The organism is Hoyosella sp. YIM 151337 (assembly GCF_026041215.1).
Classification (GTDB): domain Bacteria; phylum Actinomycetota; class Actinomycetes; order Mycobacteriales; family Mycobacteriaceae; genus Hoyosella.
In genome coordinates this window covers 53,979-70,133 of sequence record NZ_JAPEIQ010000011.1, presented here as the reverse complement: position 1 = coordinate 70,133, position 16,155 = coordinate 53,979, and the positions used below count along the sequence as shown (strand labels likewise).

Annotated in this window: 17 protein-coding genes; 7 read left to right on the top strand and 10 right to left on the bottom strand. The window is 61.9% G+C overall.

The annotated features are described in order from the left end of the window. The first annotated feature begins 55 nt into the window (after nt 1-55). The 4 genes from ONR57_RS05060 to ONR57_RS05045 all read left to right on the top strand — a co-directional run bounded on the left by ONR57_RS05060 (nt 56) and on the right by ONR57_RS05045 (nt 4,078). Nucleotides 56-1,036 (top strand): arsenic resistance protein, encoded by a 981-nt coding sequence (locus ONR57_RS05060; RefSeq protein WP_265121914.1) that lies wholly within the window; start codon nt 56-58, stop codon nt 1,034-1,036. Between the two features lie 19 nt (nt 1,037-1,055). Then, nucleotides 1,056-2,180 carry an NAD(P)/FAD-dependent oxidoreductase gene (locus ONR57_RS05055; protein WP_265121913.1) on the top strand — a complete coding sequence of 375 codons (1,125 nt, stop codon included), beginning with the start codon at nt 1,056-1,058 and terminating at the stop codon, nt 2,178-2,180. Between the two features lie 18 nt (nt 2,181-2,198). Beyond that, the gene (gene gluQRS / locus ONR57_RS05050; RefSeq protein WP_265121912.1) at nt 2,199-3,101 is read left to right on the top strand and encodes a tRNA glutamyl-Q(34) synthetase GluQRS; all 903 of its coding nucleotides are present in this window, start codon (nt 2,199-2,201) and stop codon (nt 3,099-3,101) included. 92 nt (nt 3,102-3,193) lie between these two features. After that, nucleotides 3,194-4,078, top strand: a complete 885-nt coding sequence (locus ONR57_RS05045; protein WP_265121911.1) for an undecaprenyl-diphosphate phosphatase — start codon at nt 3,194-3,196, stop codon at nt 4,076-4,078. On the opposite strand, the gene ONR57_RS05040 is transcribed toward ONR57_RS05045, so the two are convergent. Further along, entirely contained in the window at nt 4,079-4,558 is a 480-nt protein-coding gene (locus tag ONR57_RS05040) for a hypothetical protein (protein WP_265121910.1), read from the bottom strand. A gap of 103 nt (nt 4,559-4,661) precedes the next feature. On the opposite strand from ONR57_RS05040, the gene ONR57_RS05035 reads away from it, so the two are divergent. Both ONR57_RS05035 and ONR57_RS05030 read left to right on the top strand, forming a co-directional pair. Beyond that, nucleotides 4,662-5,261: an RDD family protein gene (locus tag ONR57_RS05035; protein ID WP_265121909.1), complete on the top strand. Its 600-nt coding sequence runs from the start codon at nt 4,662-4,664 to the stop codon at nt 5,259-5,261. Between the two features lie 21 nt (nt 5,262-5,282). Further along, nucleotides 5,283-6,014 (top strand): queuosine precursor transporter, encoded by a 732-nt coding sequence (locus tag ONR57_RS05030; RefSeq protein WP_265121908.1) that lies wholly within the window; start codon nt 5,283-5,285, stop codon nt 6,012-6,014. Here ONR57_RS05030 and ONR57_RS05025 read toward each other — a convergent pair. The 9 genes from ONR57_RS05025 to ONR57_RS04985 all read right to left on the bottom strand — a co-directional run bounded on the left by ONR57_RS05025 (nt 5,996) and on the right by ONR57_RS04985 (nt 14,994). Beyond that, nucleotides 5,996-6,508 (bottom strand): hypothetical protein, encoded by a 513-nt coding sequence (locus ONR57_RS05025; protein ID WP_265121907.1) that lies wholly within the window; start codon nt 6,506-6,508, stop codon nt 5,996-5,998. The genes ONR57_RS05030 and ONR57_RS05025 overlap by 19 nt on opposite strands. Then, entirely contained in the window at nt 6,501-6,920 is a 420-nt protein-coding gene (locus tag ONR57_RS05020; RefSeq protein WP_265121906.1) for a hypothetical protein, read from the bottom strand. The genes ONR57_RS05025 and ONR57_RS05020 overlap by 8 nt, the downstream gene beginning before the upstream one ends. 21 nt (nt 6,921-6,941) lie before the next feature. Next, entirely contained in the window at nt 6,942-8,174 is a 1,233-nt protein-coding gene (tgt, locus tag ONR57_RS05015) for a tRNA guanosine(34) transglycosylase Tgt (protein WP_265121905.1), read from the bottom strand. Nucleotides 8,175-8,310: 136 nt separating this feature from the next. Further along, complete coding sequence (locus ONR57_RS05010) at nt 8,311-10,635, bottom strand: MMPL family transporter (protein ID WP_265121904.1); 2,325 nt, start codon at nt 10,633-10,635, stop codon at nt 8,311-8,313. Continuing rightward, on the bottom strand, nt 10,635-11,282 hold the full coding sequence (locus tag ONR57_RS05005) for a TetR family transcriptional regulator (RefSeq protein WP_265121903.1): 648 nt from the start codon (nt 11,280-11,282) through the stop codon (nt 10,635-10,637). The genes ONR57_RS05010 and ONR57_RS05005 overlap by 1 nt, the downstream gene beginning before the upstream one ends. Nucleotides 11,283-11,362: 80 nt before the next feature. After that, entirely contained in the window at nt 11,363-11,866 is a 504-nt protein-coding gene (locus ONR57_RS05000; RefSeq protein WP_265121902.1) for an aminoacyl-tRNA deacylase, read from the bottom strand. A gap of 28 nt (nt 11,867-11,894) precedes the next feature. After that, nucleotides 11,895-12,545: a DUF6875 domain-containing protein gene (locus ONR57_RS04995; protein WP_265121901.1), complete on the bottom strand. Its 651-nt coding sequence runs from the start codon at nt 12,543-12,545 to the stop codon at nt 11,895-11,897. A gap of 212 nt (nt 12,546-12,757) precedes the next feature. Next, nucleotides 12,758-13,762, bottom strand: a complete 1,005-nt coding sequence (locus ONR57_RS04990; RefSeq protein ID WP_265121900.1) for a 2Fe-2S iron-sulfur cluster-binding protein — start codon at nt 13,760-13,762, stop codon at nt 12,758-12,760. 20 nt (nt 13,763-13,782) lie between these two features. Continuing rightward, nucleotides 13,783-14,994, bottom strand: coding sequence for a cytochrome P450 (locus ONR57_RS04985; RefSeq protein WP_265121899.1), 1,212 nt, complete (start codon nt 14,992-14,994; stop codon nt 13,783-13,785). A gap of 162 nt (nt 14,995-15,156) precedes the next feature. Here ONR57_RS04985 and ONR57_RS04980 point away from each other — a divergent pair, with 162 nt between their 5' ends. Then, complete coding sequence (locus ONR57_RS04980; RefSeq protein ID WP_265121898.1) at nt 15,157-16,086, top strand: AraC family transcriptional regulator; 930 nt, start codon at nt 15,157-15,159, stop codon at nt 16,084-16,086. The last annotated feature ends 69 nt before the right edge of the window (nt 16,087-16,155 follow it).

The following is a 16,155-nucleotide window of genomic DNA, read 5'->3' as shown; positions in this document are numbered from 1 at the left end:
CCCACCGGACACTAATGACTATAATTTTCATTAAGCTGCCGAACCAAGGACTCCCGTGACTGCCACTCCGCTCGCCCTATTGCTCAGCGCCATCACACTCGGCGCAGTGACTGGAATTACCGCCCCCACCGTGGGCAGTGCATTCGAGGACCTTATAGACCTCACGATCTTCGTACTCCTTGTCATGCTGTTTCTGCCGCTGACCAGCGAGCACTTGCGTCACGCTGTCCGCAACCTCCGCTTCACCTCGGCGGCGTGGGTAACCAACTTCCTGATCGCTGCGCCGCTCGGGGCGTTTCTCGCATGGGCGTTCCTCAACGGTCATCCGGCAGCGATGATAGGTCTCATCATTTATTTCGCCGCGCCGTGCACCGACTGGTACTTGGCCTTCACCAAACTTGCGGGTGGTGCAACTGCAGAAGGCGCCGCCCTCATCCCGGTCAACCTGGCAACACAAGCACTGCTGTTTCCTGTCATCGTCTGGTTCGCCGCCGATGAGGCAACTGGCATGACACTCGGCGCGTTTGCGGAGACCCTCGCGATATGGTTCGCACTCCCCCTGGCAGTCGCAGGAGTACTGCGCGTGGCGATCACGTTCGCCAAGCGGACAGCAGCCTTCCAACTGCAGTCAGACCGGCTCGCACTGGCAGTCCTTGCGCTACTCGTCTTCGAGATCTTCGCGGCACATACACCGGCCATCGTCGAGACTGCTTCCGTCGTCCCCTTGACGCTCGCCGCGGTGGCCGTCTTTTTCCTCTCGATGCTAGCCATTTCCGAGGCTTTCGGACGCGCGGCGCACTTGCCGCAAGCGGAACGCACCGCGCTGACAATGACGGCGAGTGCCCGCAACGCGCCACTCATGCTCGCGCTCACCATGGCTGCCCTTCCCGATCAGCCGGTGATATACGCGGTGATCGTCACTGCGATGCTCGCCGAGTTTCCGCACCTCACCCTTCTTGCTCACGGGTTGCGCCGGCGGCGCAGAGACGCGGTTTGCACCGCCCCTCGCGCAGAGGTTGGTAGCGGCAGCTATTAGTAATGATTATCGTTATGGTGTGTCACGCACCGAAGCCTCTCCCACAGTCGACGTCCTCATCGCCGGTGGCGGTCCCGCCGGGATTGGCAGTGCTCTAGCCTTGCAGGCCGTGGAGGGCCTGACCTTTGGAGTGCTCGAACGCGGGAGTGTGGGGCAGTCATATCGCGACTGGCCACGCTGGACACGTTTTCTCACACCGTCTTTCACCGGCAACGCATTTGGCGCGATCGACATCAACGCTGTCCACCCAGAGACGTCACCGGCGCTCCTACTGCAAACGGACTACCCCTCCGGCGAGGCCTACGCCCACTACTTGAGCAAGGTCACCGAGAGCTTCGAACTGCCTGTCGTGGAGAACACACCGATCGAGACTGTGCGGTACGACCGCGGCATCTACACCGTCGGCACCCCGCGCGGCGTCCTCACCGCACGCTCCCTTATCTGGGCCGGAGGCGAGTTCGCGGCTCCGCACATGCTCGACATCCCCGGTGCTGACCTGGGCCGCCACAGCTCGCGGGCCGACGCGTGGGAACCTCCACCCGCGTCACGTCTGGTCGTTATCGGCGGCTACGAATCTGGTATCGACATCGCGTGCTCGTTAGTAGCGCGGGGCCACCGCGTCACCGTCCTCGACCCCGCAAAGCCCTGGGAAAACACTGGATCCGACCCATCTCTCACGCTCGCTCCGCGTACGCGTCAACGCCTGCGGGTCTCCCAGGCGAGCGACAACCTCAGCCTCGTACCGCACGCAGCGACCGCAATCACGCGGACGAACGGCGCCTATTCCGTCACCGATGCCACCGGCGCACGATACGTCTCGACTGCCCCGCCCATACTCGCCACGGGCTACCGCCCAAATCTGGGACCGGTGGCGCAGCTGTTCGAGCGACGGGCTGATGGATGGCCGCTGCTCACCGCGGATGACGAATCGACGCTGCACCCGGGGCTTTTCCTCAGCGGACCCAGTGTTCGCCACAAGAACCTGCACTTGTGCTTTATCTACAAGTTCCGGCAGCGCTTCGCACATGTCGCGAACGTTATCGGTGAGCGGCTCGACCGCGATACCACCGCCCTGCGTGCCTGGAAGCTCGCCGGAATGATGGTCGAAGACGTCTCGTGCTGCGACAAAGAGTGCGTCTGCTGACGGACGTAGGATCGACGGGTGGATACCGCACTGCCCGCAGGCCGCTACGCCCCGAGCCCCACCGGCGATCTCCACATCGGAAACCTGCGCACAGCGCTGCTCGCATGGCTATTCGCCCGCTCAACCGGCCGGCGCTTCCTCCTTCGGATGGAAGACCTTGACGACCGTGTCCGCCCGGAATCCGCTGTGCGCCAGCTCGCCGACCTCAAAGCCCTCGGATTGGACTGGGACGGCGATGTGATCCACCAGTCCGATCGGCGGCAGCACTACGAAGAAGCGGTCGGCGAACTCGCGGCGAGGGGGCTGACGTACGAGTGCTACTGCTCGCGTCGCGAGATACATGCCGCAGCGTCCGCACCGCACGCAGCACCCGGCGCATACCCGGGCACGTGCCGTGACCTCAGCGCAGCAGACCGGGCCGCTCGGCGGGGGTCCGGACGACCAGCCGCGGTCAGGTTGCGAAGTTCGGTTAGCGAGTACACGATCACCGACGAATTCCACGGGCGGTTCAGCGGCGTGGTTGACGATTTTGTGCTGCGCCGCGGTGACGGCACGCCCGCCTACAACCTGGCAGTCGTGCTGGACGACGCGGCAACCGGCGTCGATCAGGTCGTTCGCGGCGATGATCTCCTGACGTCCGCGCCACGGCAAAGCTATCTCGCCAGTCTGCTGCGAATTCCCGCGCCGCACTACGTGCACGTACCCCTCGTCCTTGGCCCGCACCGCAAGCGACTGGCCAAGCGAGACGGCGCGATCACTCTTTCCGAACTGACGAAAAAGCCCACTGAAGTGGTCGGCATGCTCGCGCAGTCACTGGCGCTCAGTGAGGCGCACGAAATGACCCCCTCCGGTCTCCTTCAGTCTTTCGATCCCGCGCGCATACAGCGCCGCCCTTGGGTCTTCCACCCGCGCAAGCATTGATCCGGAATTCCTGGCTTTGCCTGTAGGGTCTGACTGTGGCTCGGAACCGATTGCCGCGCTAGCTAGCTCCCCAGCGGGAAAGGAGACGGTCTGTGACGACGCTCGAGGCTCTCGTCCTCGGCATCATCCAGGGCGTCTTCATGTTCGTCCCGGTCAGTTCTACCAGTCACCTTGCGCTGGCCCAGCATGTGCTCATCGGCGGCGGCTCAGAAATTCCTGCACCGGACTCACCGGAGATGATTCTCTTCGACATTGTCGTGCATGTGGGCACGCTCGTGTCAATCGTCGTGGTGATGCGCAAACCGCTTGCCCGGCTGGTTCGGGGGCTGTGGTCGGATACCCGTTCGCTTTCGGGCGCCGCCGCGACCAGCCCGGTGACGACGCGCATCCGCACTGGTCAGCTCACCTACATTCGGCTAGCCCTACTCGGCACAGTGACGGTGGCCGTTACCGGTGTGATAGGCCTGCTCATCCGCGCATTCGGTACCGAAGTCTTCGCCACACCCGCGCTCATCGCGACTGCCCTGATCGCTACCGGCGTCATCTTGTGGTGGACAGACACCGTGGGACCGGGCTGGCGCGGTACCGCACAGCTCACCGTGTGGGTGGCGATCGGCATCGGAGTCGCGCAGGCTGCGGCACTCATCCCGGGACTCAGCCGCAGCGGCCTCACCATCGCGATGGCGCTGGCGCTGGGTCTCTATCGCCCGCTGGCAGCTCAGTTCAGTTTTTTCGTCGCGATCCCGACCATCCTGTCGGCTGCGGCGGTACAGGGCTGGTCGGTGATCCGCGCTGGTGAGATGACCATCCACCTCGGTTCGTACACGGTCGCGTTCGTGGCAGCAGCCGTCGTGGGGGCCGTTGCGCTCGCGCTCGTGCTGAAGCTCTTGTACGCGGCGAAGTTTCGCTATTTCGCGATCTACGTGTGGGGACTCGCGCTCTTCGTGCTTATCGCCCAGCCAGTCACCTACACGTGACTAACTGCGCGGCGCTGGCCGGAAGTATGGGGCCGCATCCCCGCGGTACATGAACACGATTGCAACGATGACAACACCCGCGCTGACGAGCTGCAAAATCGCGCCGAAGCCGCCACCGGCGACCGTCAGTACGCTCAACAGAACGCTGATCGTGCCAAATACTGTCAGCGTTATGCGGGCCCAGTTCTTGCCTTCGCGCATCATGAACACGAATAAGAGGATCAGGCCAAGCAGCGTGAGGTAGAACCCGACGGCGATGATGTTGCTGACGGTGACGAGCGTTTCCGCTTCGTCACGCGTCACACCCTCAGTCGTCTCCATGACTTCGTCAATCAACTGCTCACGCATGGATCCGAACGTCATGAAGCCGACGATGGCACTGAAGACGCCGATGATCAGGGCGAGTATCCACAGCTGAACGGAACGATTCACGGACGCTGGCCGTGGTGGACGCTCGAAAGCGGGACCGTGGTACCCCATGGCCCTGAGCGTAGTCACTGAGCATGGAATTCGTCCTGTTTCGGACGTGGCGTAATGTATGTCCGTTAGTTCGACGGAGCACAGCAACAGTCAGGGATGACGGATGAGCGAGAGCAAAAAGCCGAACCGCCGCAAACAGAATCGGCGCCGCAAGCCTCAGCACGGTGACGCCCGCAAGCAAGAGCCCAACCCGCGCGCATTCGATTCCAATGCCGCATACGGTTCGGGGCGCTCCTACCTGCCATCCGGACGCACCCCTGCAGAATTGTGGCCCCGTTTCGCCGCCCGGATCATCGATGGCTTAATCGTGGGCGTTCCGGGCCTTCTCATTTACCGAGTGCTGGTCGAGGGTATGGGCGGCGTGGGCGCTGTGCTCGCAGCACTGATCTACGGTGTCACTCTCGTCACCTATGCGACCTTCATGGAGTCCGGCCACAACGCGCAGACATTTGGCAAAAGCCTCCTCGGCTTGCGCGTGCTTGGCCCCAATGGAGGAGTGCCAACGAGGGCCGAGGCTTTTCGCCGCAACTCGTTTTACGTCCTGAACGGTTTGGTGATGATGCCGTTCTGGCTGGTTCAGTTCGTCGCGCTCGCCGTTCTTCTCGCAGCATTCATCTCGATCGTCATGAGTATTCAGCGCAATCCGCAGCGGCAGGGGCGGCATGACGAGATCGCGGACGGCACCCAAGTGGTCCGCGCTTGACGTGTGTGCTTGGATACCCTCGTGACGAAAGCGACCATGTCCCCAGCTCCGCGCCGCGCGGCGTTCGCGCAGGTTAACAGCGGACTCTATGCCACCATTGTGGCGGTATTCGCCTCCCTGCTATTCATGTCGAACATCGCCGCCACCAAAGGCGTTGAGTTCGGACCACTGCTGGGCGGCTGGTCGATCATCACCGACGGCGGGTTCTTCCTCTTCCCGCTCGCGTACATCCTCGGTGGAATCCTCGCTGAGGTCTACGGATTTCGCGCGGCCCGCCGCGCAATCTTCGTGGGCTTCGGTGTTGCACTGCTCGCGGCCGCAGCGTTCTGGATCGTCGCGATCTTGCCAGCAGCCAGTTTCTACGAAAACCAGTCCGCGTTCGAGGCTGTCGCTAAGGCGTACCCGCAGATTCTGCTCGCCAGTCTTACCGCGTTCATCGCTGGTCAGTTGCTCAATTCGTACGTGATCGTGCGTATCAAGGAACGCACCCGCGAGCGTCACCTGTGGGCGCGCCTGATGGGCTCCACTGTCGTGGGGCAGTTCGTTGACACCCTCATCTTCTGCACGATCGCCGCAACCGCGATCGGCATCTCGACGGGCGGGGACTTCCTCAACTATTTGTTCTTTGGCTTCGTCTACAAGACTGTGCTCGAGGCGCTGCTGCTGCCGATCACGTACCGCGTGGTCGCCTTCGTCAAGCGTCACGAACCGTCCTACCAGGCGCAGCTGGCTCACTATTCAGCGACGTCGTAGACCTCTGTGGCAGGTTTGGCGAGCAGCCGGTCTGCCATCTCTTGCTTGAGCACCGCGAGGCGCGCCGCTTCAGTGGGCGTCCACTCGCCCTTTCGCGCGAGGTCAATGAACTCACGCACCACGAAACCCTCGTCACGAATCACCACCGTGACCGATCGGCCGCGGTAACTGAGGGTGAAGACGTAGCGCTGCAGCAGATCTCCGCGGTCGGCCCGCTTTAGCGCCGGATCTACCGTGTAGCGGTCTTCAGTCACCGCCCGCGTCACCATCTCGAACGCGTCGCGCGCACCGGGACCGGGGAACGGCGTCACGATCCGGACTTCACGACGCTCCACCAGTTCACCCTCACCGAGCAGCGGAAGCGCACGCTCCATCACTTTGAACGCGTGCGCGACGCCGCCGGGAAAGCCCGGTCCGTGGTAGAGCATGAGATCGTCGTACGTGTAGGTCAGGCGGTGGCCGTTTTCCTGCACGGTAACTGCTGCTTCAAGCATGGTTGAAGTTCCTTTGCTTGTCGTCTGCTCGGCGACCACCAATCGCACCCGTACACCACAGCGCCCACACAACGAGGACCGGCTGGAAAAGCAGCCGCACACCGCGCGCCACATCCGAGTTCAGACCGAACGCGTCAGTCTGGGTAACGAACTGATGGATGTTCCCGGGAAAGATTGCGACAAAGAATGCAGCAACCACCCAGCCCACCAGTGCCCGCTTCCTTCGCACAGCGATGAGGGCCGCGCCCAGAGTGATTTCGGCAATCCCCGACGCCACGACGACGAAATCACCATCAAGCGGCAGCCAATCCGGAACCTGCGCAAGAAATTCCGCTCGTGCCCAGGTGAGGTGCGCGAAACCCGCGAGCAGTAAGAAAAGCCCCAGCGCCCAGCGTGCGATCGTCTTGATCATGAGCTCACTATCGCAGCACCGTCAGCGGTTCGGGTAGTACCTGCCCAGCACCTCGTCGCGCAACTCGGTGAAGAAACCACCGTCGATGCTCTCACGGATCCTGTCAACGAGGCGAACGATGAACCTTTCGTTGTGAATGGTGGCGAGTGTCGCGCCCAGCGCTTCCTTCGCCTTATAGAGGTGGTGCAGATAAGCCCGGGTGTAGTGCCGGCAGGTGTAACAGTCGCACGTATCGTCGATCGGATTGAAGTCGCGCTTGTAGCGAGCCTTGTCCATGTTCACCCGGCCGGTGGGCAGATAAATGGCCCCGTTTCTCGCGACGCGGGACGGGGAGACGCAGTCGAACGTGTCAGCCCCGTTGGCGATACACACGAACAGGTCGTCGGGCTCACTAATCCCCAGCATGTGCTTGGGTGCCGTATCCGGCAGTTCCTCGTTCACCCACTGCACGATCGTGCCGAGCTGGTGCTTCTCCAGCGCACCCCCAATGCCGTAACCGTCGAAGGCGCGGCCTTCGAAACTGCGCAGGTCGGTAAGACCGCGCGCAGCTTTGCGCCGCAGATCCTCATATTGCGCGCCCTGAACCACCCCGAAAAGTGCCTGATACGGGCGGTGCGTGCGGTCGCGCGTCTGGCGTTCGTGCTCGTCGAGGCAGCGCTGCGCCCACGCTTGCGTGCGCTGCACGGAGTCCTCCTGATACTCGCGCGTGTCGATCAGAGTGGTGAGTTCATCGAACGCGAAGATGATGTCGGCACCAATCTGGTGCTGAATTTCCATCGACACTTCAGGCGTGAAGCGATGTCGAGAGCCGTCGATATGCGACTTGAACCAGACACCGTCATCATCGACATGCGCGAGCCGTTCACGCTGGTGGGCGCGGATATCTTCGGGGCGGGCCTGCCCCACTTCCATGGCCAGCACTTTCTTGAACCCAGCCCCCATGGACAGCACCTGGAAACCGCCGCTGTCTGTGAATGTTGGGCCCCGCCAGTTCATGAAGCGAGCTAGGCCGCCCGCCTGGTCAACAATGTCAGCACCCGGCTGCAGATAGAGGTGGTACGCGTTGGCGAGCACGGCTTGTGCACCGAGGTCCCGGACTGTCTCGGGCAGAAGAGTCTTGACTGTCGCTTTGGTACCGACGGGGATGAAAGCGGGCGTGTGGATCTCGCCATGCGGCGTACGGATCGTGCCTGTACGCCCCAGCTTGCCGTCGAGTCGCGAGCGGGGCGAAAAATAAGGCTGATTTTCGGGCACGGCTGTCTATCCAATCAGATGGCGGGCGCCTACGGCGTCCACCCAGTCCAAATCCATCTGCACAGGTCAATCAAAAACCCGGTTTTCGGCCGGTTTTCGATGACGGGCGCAGATGGATTTGGGGGTCAGGGAGTACCTAGACGCGTGTCAGCTCTTGGTCAGGCTGCTGTTGTTCGAGCTGCCGCGTGAGCTTCTCACCTTCAACGTCAACATTGGGCAGGATCTTGTCGAGCCAGCGCGGCAGCCACCACGCCTTGTCACCGAGCAGCGCCATCACCGACGGGATGATCACCATTCGGACAACGAAAGCGTCGAACAGAATCGCGGCGGCAAGTGCGAAGCCCATGACCTTGATGAACGCCAGGTCTTCCGCGATGAACGCGGCAAAAACCGACATCATGATGATCGCGGCCGCGGTCACCACTCGGGCACCGTGGGAGAACCCGCTGATGATCGCTTCTTTCGCTGATGCTCCGTGGACGTATGCCTCTCGCATCCGGCTGACGAGGAACACCTGGTAGTCCATGGCAAGGCCGAACACGACGCCAATCAGGAAGATCGGCAGGAAACTGACGAGAGGCTGCGGGTTCGCGACGATACCGAGCCAGTCGAGCTGGAAGATCGCTACTGTCGCGCCGAATGTCGCGCCAACGCTCAGGAGGAAGCCCAGCGTCGCGGTCAGCGGCACCAGGATCGACCGGAATACCAGCATGAGCAGGATAAACGCGAGCCCCACCACGACTGCCAGATACGGAATCAAGGCGTCCGCGAGCCGTTCGGAGACGTCGAGTTCCATTGCGGTCTGGCCAGTCACGCCATAGTGGACACCGGTTTCATCGTAAAGCGCAGCTTCTGCGTCCCGAATGTCGTGGACGAGGTCCATCGTCTGCTCAGAGATCGGCCCCGACACCGGTGTGACCAGTATTTGTGCGGTATCACCGGTCTCGTTGACACCGACGATTTGCGCGTTAGTGACACCGTCGAATCCGAGCATGGTCTGCAGCACGTTCCCGAACGCGTCCATACGCTCGCCCTCAGGAACATCTTGTGCATCAGCGACGACGAGCAGCTGCCCGTTGCGCCCTTCGCCGAAGGCGTCCGCTGTGGTGTCGTAGGTGGCGCGCTCCACCGTCCCTGGGGGCTCTGTTGCCGGGGTAGGCAGGGCCAGTTCGAGCCGGGCCGCGGGGATCGCCAGCACACCGAGAAGCACCACTCCGGCTACGAGCGTGACAGCGGGTATCCGAGTAACGACGTTGACCCAGCGGCGCCCGTTGGTCAGCTTAGTCGGGTGTTCGGGGTCGATATCCGCCATAAACGGGATCCGGCCACGGAAGACCCATGACTTGGTCAAACCCAAAACTGCGGGGAGCAGGCTGATCGCGATCAGCACCGCAAGCGAAACAGTAAGGGCTGCGGCGCGGCCCATGTCTGTCAGGAACGGAATGTTGACGACGCGAAGAGCGAGCAGCGCGATAATCACGGTCAAGCCGGCGAACACGACAGCGGAACCCGCGGTGCCGACAGCTCTGCCAGCAGCTTCCTCTCGGGCGATGCCCGATGAGAGTTCCGCGCGGTACCGCGACAGGATGAACAGCGAGTAGTCGATCGCTACCGCGAGACCGATCATGATCGCGAGCGTCGACACCATCGAACTGAGTTCCATGAATCCGGTCGCTGCCGTGATCAGCGCCACGCCGATACCCACTCCGATGATCGCGTTCAGCAGCGGCATACCCGCAGCGATGAGCGAACCGAAGGTAATCACCAAGACCACAGCGGCAACAGCCATGCCGACAAGTTCGGAGGTTCCGCCCGGTGGATCCATTTCCTGAATGGCGGAACCGCTGACGAGCACCTCGAGTCCGGCATCCTCGGCTGCGTTCGCCGCATCACGCAATTCTCCCCGCAGCTCATCGGTGACGTCGGAGAAGTCCCCTGCGACCGGTACGTCGACGTATCCGACGGTCCGGTCCGAGCTGAGCGGACTCACAGCAGCCGCATCCGCCTCAGCCTGCTCCTCCGGAATGCCCTGAGCAAGCATCTGCTGCAGTACGCCGTCGCTGGCTGCAACTGGGTTCACCAGCGCGCCCGGCGCGTCCGGGCCCGGCGGGGCTTTCGCGAAGTCTTCAACCTGGCCGATGTCGCGGATCGCGGCGAGCATTGCGTCCATCGCAGCCTGGTTGTGGGGTTCGTCGAGCGTCTCACCGTCCGGCGCGACGATCAGGTAACGCGCAGAAAGCGAACTGAATGGATCGGATCCCGCTGCTTCAGGGAAGCGTTCGGCGAGTAGTTCCTGAGTTTCTTGCGCGGGCGTTCCCGGGATCGAGAACGTGTCTTTGGTTGGTCCGGATAAGGTCGCCGCCGCCACGCCGGCAAGCACAAGTGCGACAAGCCAGAAGGAAAGGACGATCCCTTTCCGCCGGTAAGCGAACTTGCCTAACCGGTAGAGGTACGTTGCCATCAAAGCTCCTGGTGTGAGCGTGCAGATGCGGAGATCTGCCGTGAACACGGTTGCTGCAGGCCGGACTCGATGAGGTCGAATGCCTCCCCGAGCACGTCAGGAAGTGACCTGTCGGTCACTTTCCCCGTGAGCCAAAGTTCGACTGCCGATCGCAGAGCTGCCGCGGCTGACATCAGCACCACGTGCGGGTACAGATCCGTGTCAGGGTCGGTGCCTGTGCGTTCCGCGACGATGCGCACCATCTTTCCCATCGCCCGGGTGAAAACGACGTGGTTGCTCGCGGCGACATGCGGGTTGGCTTCAGCAAGCAGTAGGGCACTCGCCAGCTCACCGAGACGAAGAGCGTCATCCTCCGCAGCGTCAGCTACGAGTGCCCGCAGCGTGCTGAGAATCGGCTTATCAGAAGGCGTTGCAGCGAGTTTCTCGGTCAACCACTCCAATCGAGTTTCCAAGTGGAAAACGATGGCTTCGTCTCTATTGGCGAAGTAGTTGTGGAAGGTCCGGGCGGAAACACCGACTTCTGCCGCGACCGCCTCGGCGGTCGCGGCCTCGATCCCGCGTTCACGGATGATCCGGACAGTGGCAGCGCTAAGCGCAGCCCGTGTCGCGGCCTTTTTCCGCTCGCGCAGCCCGGTCGATGCCTCCATGACATCGATCCTCTAGTTTTTTGCAACAGACTGCAATATTTCGCCCGAGTGCAGAAATATGATTTGCAACACCGTGTTAGTCAGGATGTGACGGCGAACTGGGTGATCTTCGCAATCCGCGCACCCGCAATAGCTGCCAGATCCGAGGGGTCCAGCTCGATCTCTACTCCGGCGGCACCACCGCCAACAAGAACCGTCGTTTCGTCCAGCAAGCTCTCGTCAAGCAGCACCTCGACACCGGCAGGCAAACCAAGCGGCGACACACCATGCTTGGGGTACCCAGTGATGCGATCCAGGTCATCAGCGCTAGCCACTTCCATCCGCTCCGGCGGCTCCACCGACCCAGCGATGGCCTTGAAATCGAGTTTGCGGTCCATTCCACACACCGCCACCGCGTAGCGTTCGCTGGAGGACTTCGACCTCAGAAAGACCGTTTTCGTGATGCGCCGCAACGAATATCCGAGTGCATCAGCGAAATCCTGCGGCGAACTGATCCGCGTGGCGAAGGCTTCGTGGTCGTGGACCTTCGCATCCACACCGGACTCGCCAAGGAGGCGAAATACCTTCGGGTGGGGTGAATTCACGAGCCCCTGCTCCTCGCCGTATGGATGGTTAACGCTGCCCGGGTGCCATACGGTCGATGATCGAGGACCGCACCGGGCCCGGGATCGCGGGAGCGAATCGTTTAAAGTAGGCAGTGAGCCACTCCCGCCGCGCCGCAAGAAAGGCAAAATCGCTTGACACCATGTGTCGCAGCGCAATAAGCGGATACGGACAATCCAGCGGACGGAACTCCGCGTTCCACAATCCAGCCTCACTGCATCCTGGATAGAACTGCCCAATCATCAGGCCTTCCGGCACTACGACCGGTTTCCGTTCAGCCTGAACGGTATCGATAAACGAATAATCGGTCAGATCGGGAAATATCACCATTGCGGACCTATATATTTCCTGGGACTCGTCCCGAGGGTCGAGCGCGCGGAAAAGCTCAATCAAGTCATCGGCATAGCGCCCGACCTGATCGACCGTCAAATCCGAGCCACGCACCACCGCCGCCCACATCAACCGCCGATTCAGCGAAGGAGCTGTGTATGGACACACCGGACCGCCGCGGCCCAAGTCAGCATGTGGGTACGTGAGAAAGCTTGTCGCCCAGGTCAGCAGTCCGCTCAAAACCGGATCCGCCGACACCTCAGCGTGCGAGGCCAAGTTGACCAGCGTGATACCCGCGCATAGTCCAGCGGGGCGTTCAGTCGCTGTCACTCACACCACCCCTCACACGACTTCCGAAACATTCACGCTCCAACAACTCTCGTTCGCGAGGGTAGCTTGCCGCCTTGCACGGACTGCAACACTGTGACGACCGTCATCAGGTTGAGACGAAAAAACGGGCTCCCAGGTAGCTATCGCTCTACAAGATTATTTTGTTGCTGCGAAATTTTCTGATCAATGTGAAAGGTGGTTCGTGAGTAGGGTTAGGCGGAAATCGGTGCCGCACGCGAGAACCGCTCCCGATGCAAGCGTCGCGGTGAGATGCGTCGGCGCTTGAGCGCCTTGACCGCACTGTCCACGAACACTTCTGACCCGCAAACATAGCCAGTGTAGTTTTTCGCCGATGCGATGTCGCCGAGGAAAGCTTCCGTGACGTACCCGGCGCGATCACCGCCCGCTTCCCTGCTTACGCACGAGACGAATCGAAAGCCGGAATACTCTTCTTCCATCTCTCGATAGAAGTCGAGATCGTACAGCTCCCGCCTCGAACGAACACCGTGGTAAAGAACAATCTCGCGGCAGCCATCACTCGCGAGAGCCTGGCAGAGAATGCTTTTCATCGGTGCAAGGCCCGTACCGCCCGCAAGCATGACGATCGGGCCAGCCGAATCCTCGTCAAAACTGAAATCCCCCAGTGGGCCGGTGATGTCGACCCGCTGTCCGGGCCGCACCGCGTCGAACGCCCACCAGTCACTTGCGATGCCGCCTGAACGCCGCCGTATATGCAGTTCCAGCCGCTGTGTGTCACTCGGCGGGTTCGCCAGCGAATACTGTCGCCGGATATCGGTGCCGGGGACCTTGATCTCGACATACTGCCCCGCCGAAAACTGAAGTGGCTCTTCCAACGACAACACGATCATCCGTGTCTCCGCCGCCACGTCCACCACCGCGCTAACCAACGCGGAAAAATCACGCAGTCGATTCGTTTCACGATGACCCCCCGCGGGGTTAGCGACCACCACGTCGCTCAGCACCGTTGCCTGGCACGCCAGAGCGAACCCGGCAGCGCGCTCAGTTTCAGGCAGTGTGTCGAGCGGCGACGCGCGGTGATCGACCCGCCCGGATTGCACCCTGATCTTGCATGTTCCGCAGCTTCCCTGGTTACAAGAGTTCGGCATCCATACACCGCTGCGAAGCAGTGCATCGAGCACAGTCTGCTCCACGCCGCACTCTGCAGTGGTGGCATCCGTTGTGATTGTGTAGCGCATGATCACTCACCCTGTGCCTGTCAGACTTCCCACTTCACCTGCAGGGCCGTCGGCCCTCTGAATCCCCAGCCCCAGAATTCGACCTCAGAGTTCGTGTCGCGCTCGAGGTTGGGAATCGTTTCGAACAACTCCTCAAGCCCAATACGGCACACCTGGTTGGCGAAGTAGATTCCTGCGCAGGCGTGGTTGCCCGCGCCAAACGCGAGATGCGGCACTGGTGGTCGCGTCACGTCGAATTCGGTTGGCGCGTCGTACGTGCCCGTGTCATGGTTTGCCGACCCGTACGACAAGATCACAACGGCACCCTCTCTCACCTCGACCCCGGCGACGGTTGTATCCCGCCGAGCTATACGTGCCGTCGCCGACCAGATAGGTGAGGTCCACCGCATACCTTCGGAAATCGCCCTCGGCAGTAGCGATGGCTCGTCGATAACTGCTTCCAACTGGTCAGGCTGAGTGAACAAGCCCGCAATCGTAGAAGCCATCGCATGACCGGGCTCTTGCATCGCCCCCAGTAAGAACACATACAGTGTGGGATAGATGTACTCCCTATCGCGCGTTTGCCCCTCGGGCATACCGTCGTGAAGCCAGTGCGAAATCGCGCTGTCGTCGGGATGCGATACCCAATGGTCAATCAGCGGGTCCACAATCGCCCTGATCTCCGCCTTCGCGGCATCCCCGGCCGCGAACCGCTCCTGGTTCGTAAATTCCCCATTCGTGTCGACCTCGGCGTTCGTAAACGAAACTGACAACTTGTGAAACCACTCCCGCAGCTTGTCCGAACTCACCGAGGCGAGACCAAGAAGGTCGCCCAACGCCCGTACACTCACCGGTTCGCAGTACTGAGCAACGATGTCCGCACTGCCGCCGGCTTCAATCGCCTCGACGTACCGGCGCGCGATCGGCCGAACCAGTCCGTCGATCCACCGGTCAACTTCAGACGGCTGCAGGGCGGGCTCCACCATTGAACGGAGGTCGTCATGAACGGCACCATTGACGCCGATGATTGCCGGGTGTCCAAACGTCCGGCCGCCTGCGGGCGTGATGATCGCTTCAAAATCGTCGCTCGTGGCGACTGCATGGCAGGCCTCCCGTGTCGAAGCAACGAACGCATCGAGTACGGGGACATACGCGACAGGGGCTTCCGCCCGCAACCGCTCATACACCGGGTACGGGTTGCGCTCCAGTTCCGCCATCGTGACTGTTTCGATCCATTCCAGAGTGCGTGTCATCCCAGCTCCTTGCGTTGTAGAGGTACCTTCTGACCTCTCTGCAGTGATGTGATGCACACGGTAGGACGGGTTACTTTACGGCCGCGAGACAGATTGCGCGGCGCCCGCACACTTCGCGCGACTTTGTGTGACACTGGTCGCTTTGCCCGTACCCTCGACCGTGTGGACGTCACCGGAATTGCTGACTGGCGAAAAGCCTCGCAAGCGGTCGCGGCTGCCTACTTCCCCCACGAGCTGAAGAACTTGACCGGCGCCGAGCGCCCCTCGCTACATTTGCGCACCGCTGACCTCGGCGGGGTTACTATCGGCAAGCTCTCCTGGGGCACCGACGTGGCCATTGCCTGCGATTACGAAGGCGCGTACGAGGTCAACATCCCATTGACCGGACTACTGGAAACGCGCGGCGACCACCCGAATGAGCGCGTGGCATCGGTTCCAGGTCAAGCCGCGGTTTTTCAAGCGGACACACCCAGCCTGATCACACGATGGTCCAGTGACTGCGCGGTCCTCGGAGTCAAGTTCGAACGGGAGTACCTCGAGCGGGAGGCAGACCGCATCACGCAGTCAACGGTGCGTTCGCGGCTAAGCCTGCCCCAGCAACTCGATTTGTCAGGACGCGCCTCGGAGTGGCACCGGCTCGTGCGGGCTCTTGCTGAGCAGGTGTCGCCGTCTAGCGAGTTAATTAGCAGTCCGCTCGTTAGCGCGCAACTGTCAGGCGCGGTCACCGCAGCGTTCGTGCTTGCGATCGCGCCACCTGACGAGCGCTCCACACCTCCGCACCCCGGCATGGTGCGGCGCGTCCTCACAGCCCTCAACGACGACCCAGCTCGACCGTGGACCGCTGCGGACATGGCGGAGATCGCGGGCACCAGTGTGCGGCGCATGCAGGAGACGTTTGCGCAGTACGTCGGTAGCACGCCTCTCACGTGCCTGATGGACGTTCGGCTTGATCGAGCGCATCGCGAATTGCTGAGTGGCGGTGTCACGGTCACGGAAGTCGCGGCGCGTTGGGGGTTCAGCCACCCAAGCAGGTTCTCGGCAGCGTACCGCCGCCGATATGGCCAGACACCCAGTGCGACGCTGCGTTCCTGAGACACTGGCGCTCCTCAGACACGCGAGAAGCCGCGCACGGGCAGAGACATTCTCCACACGTGCGCGGCC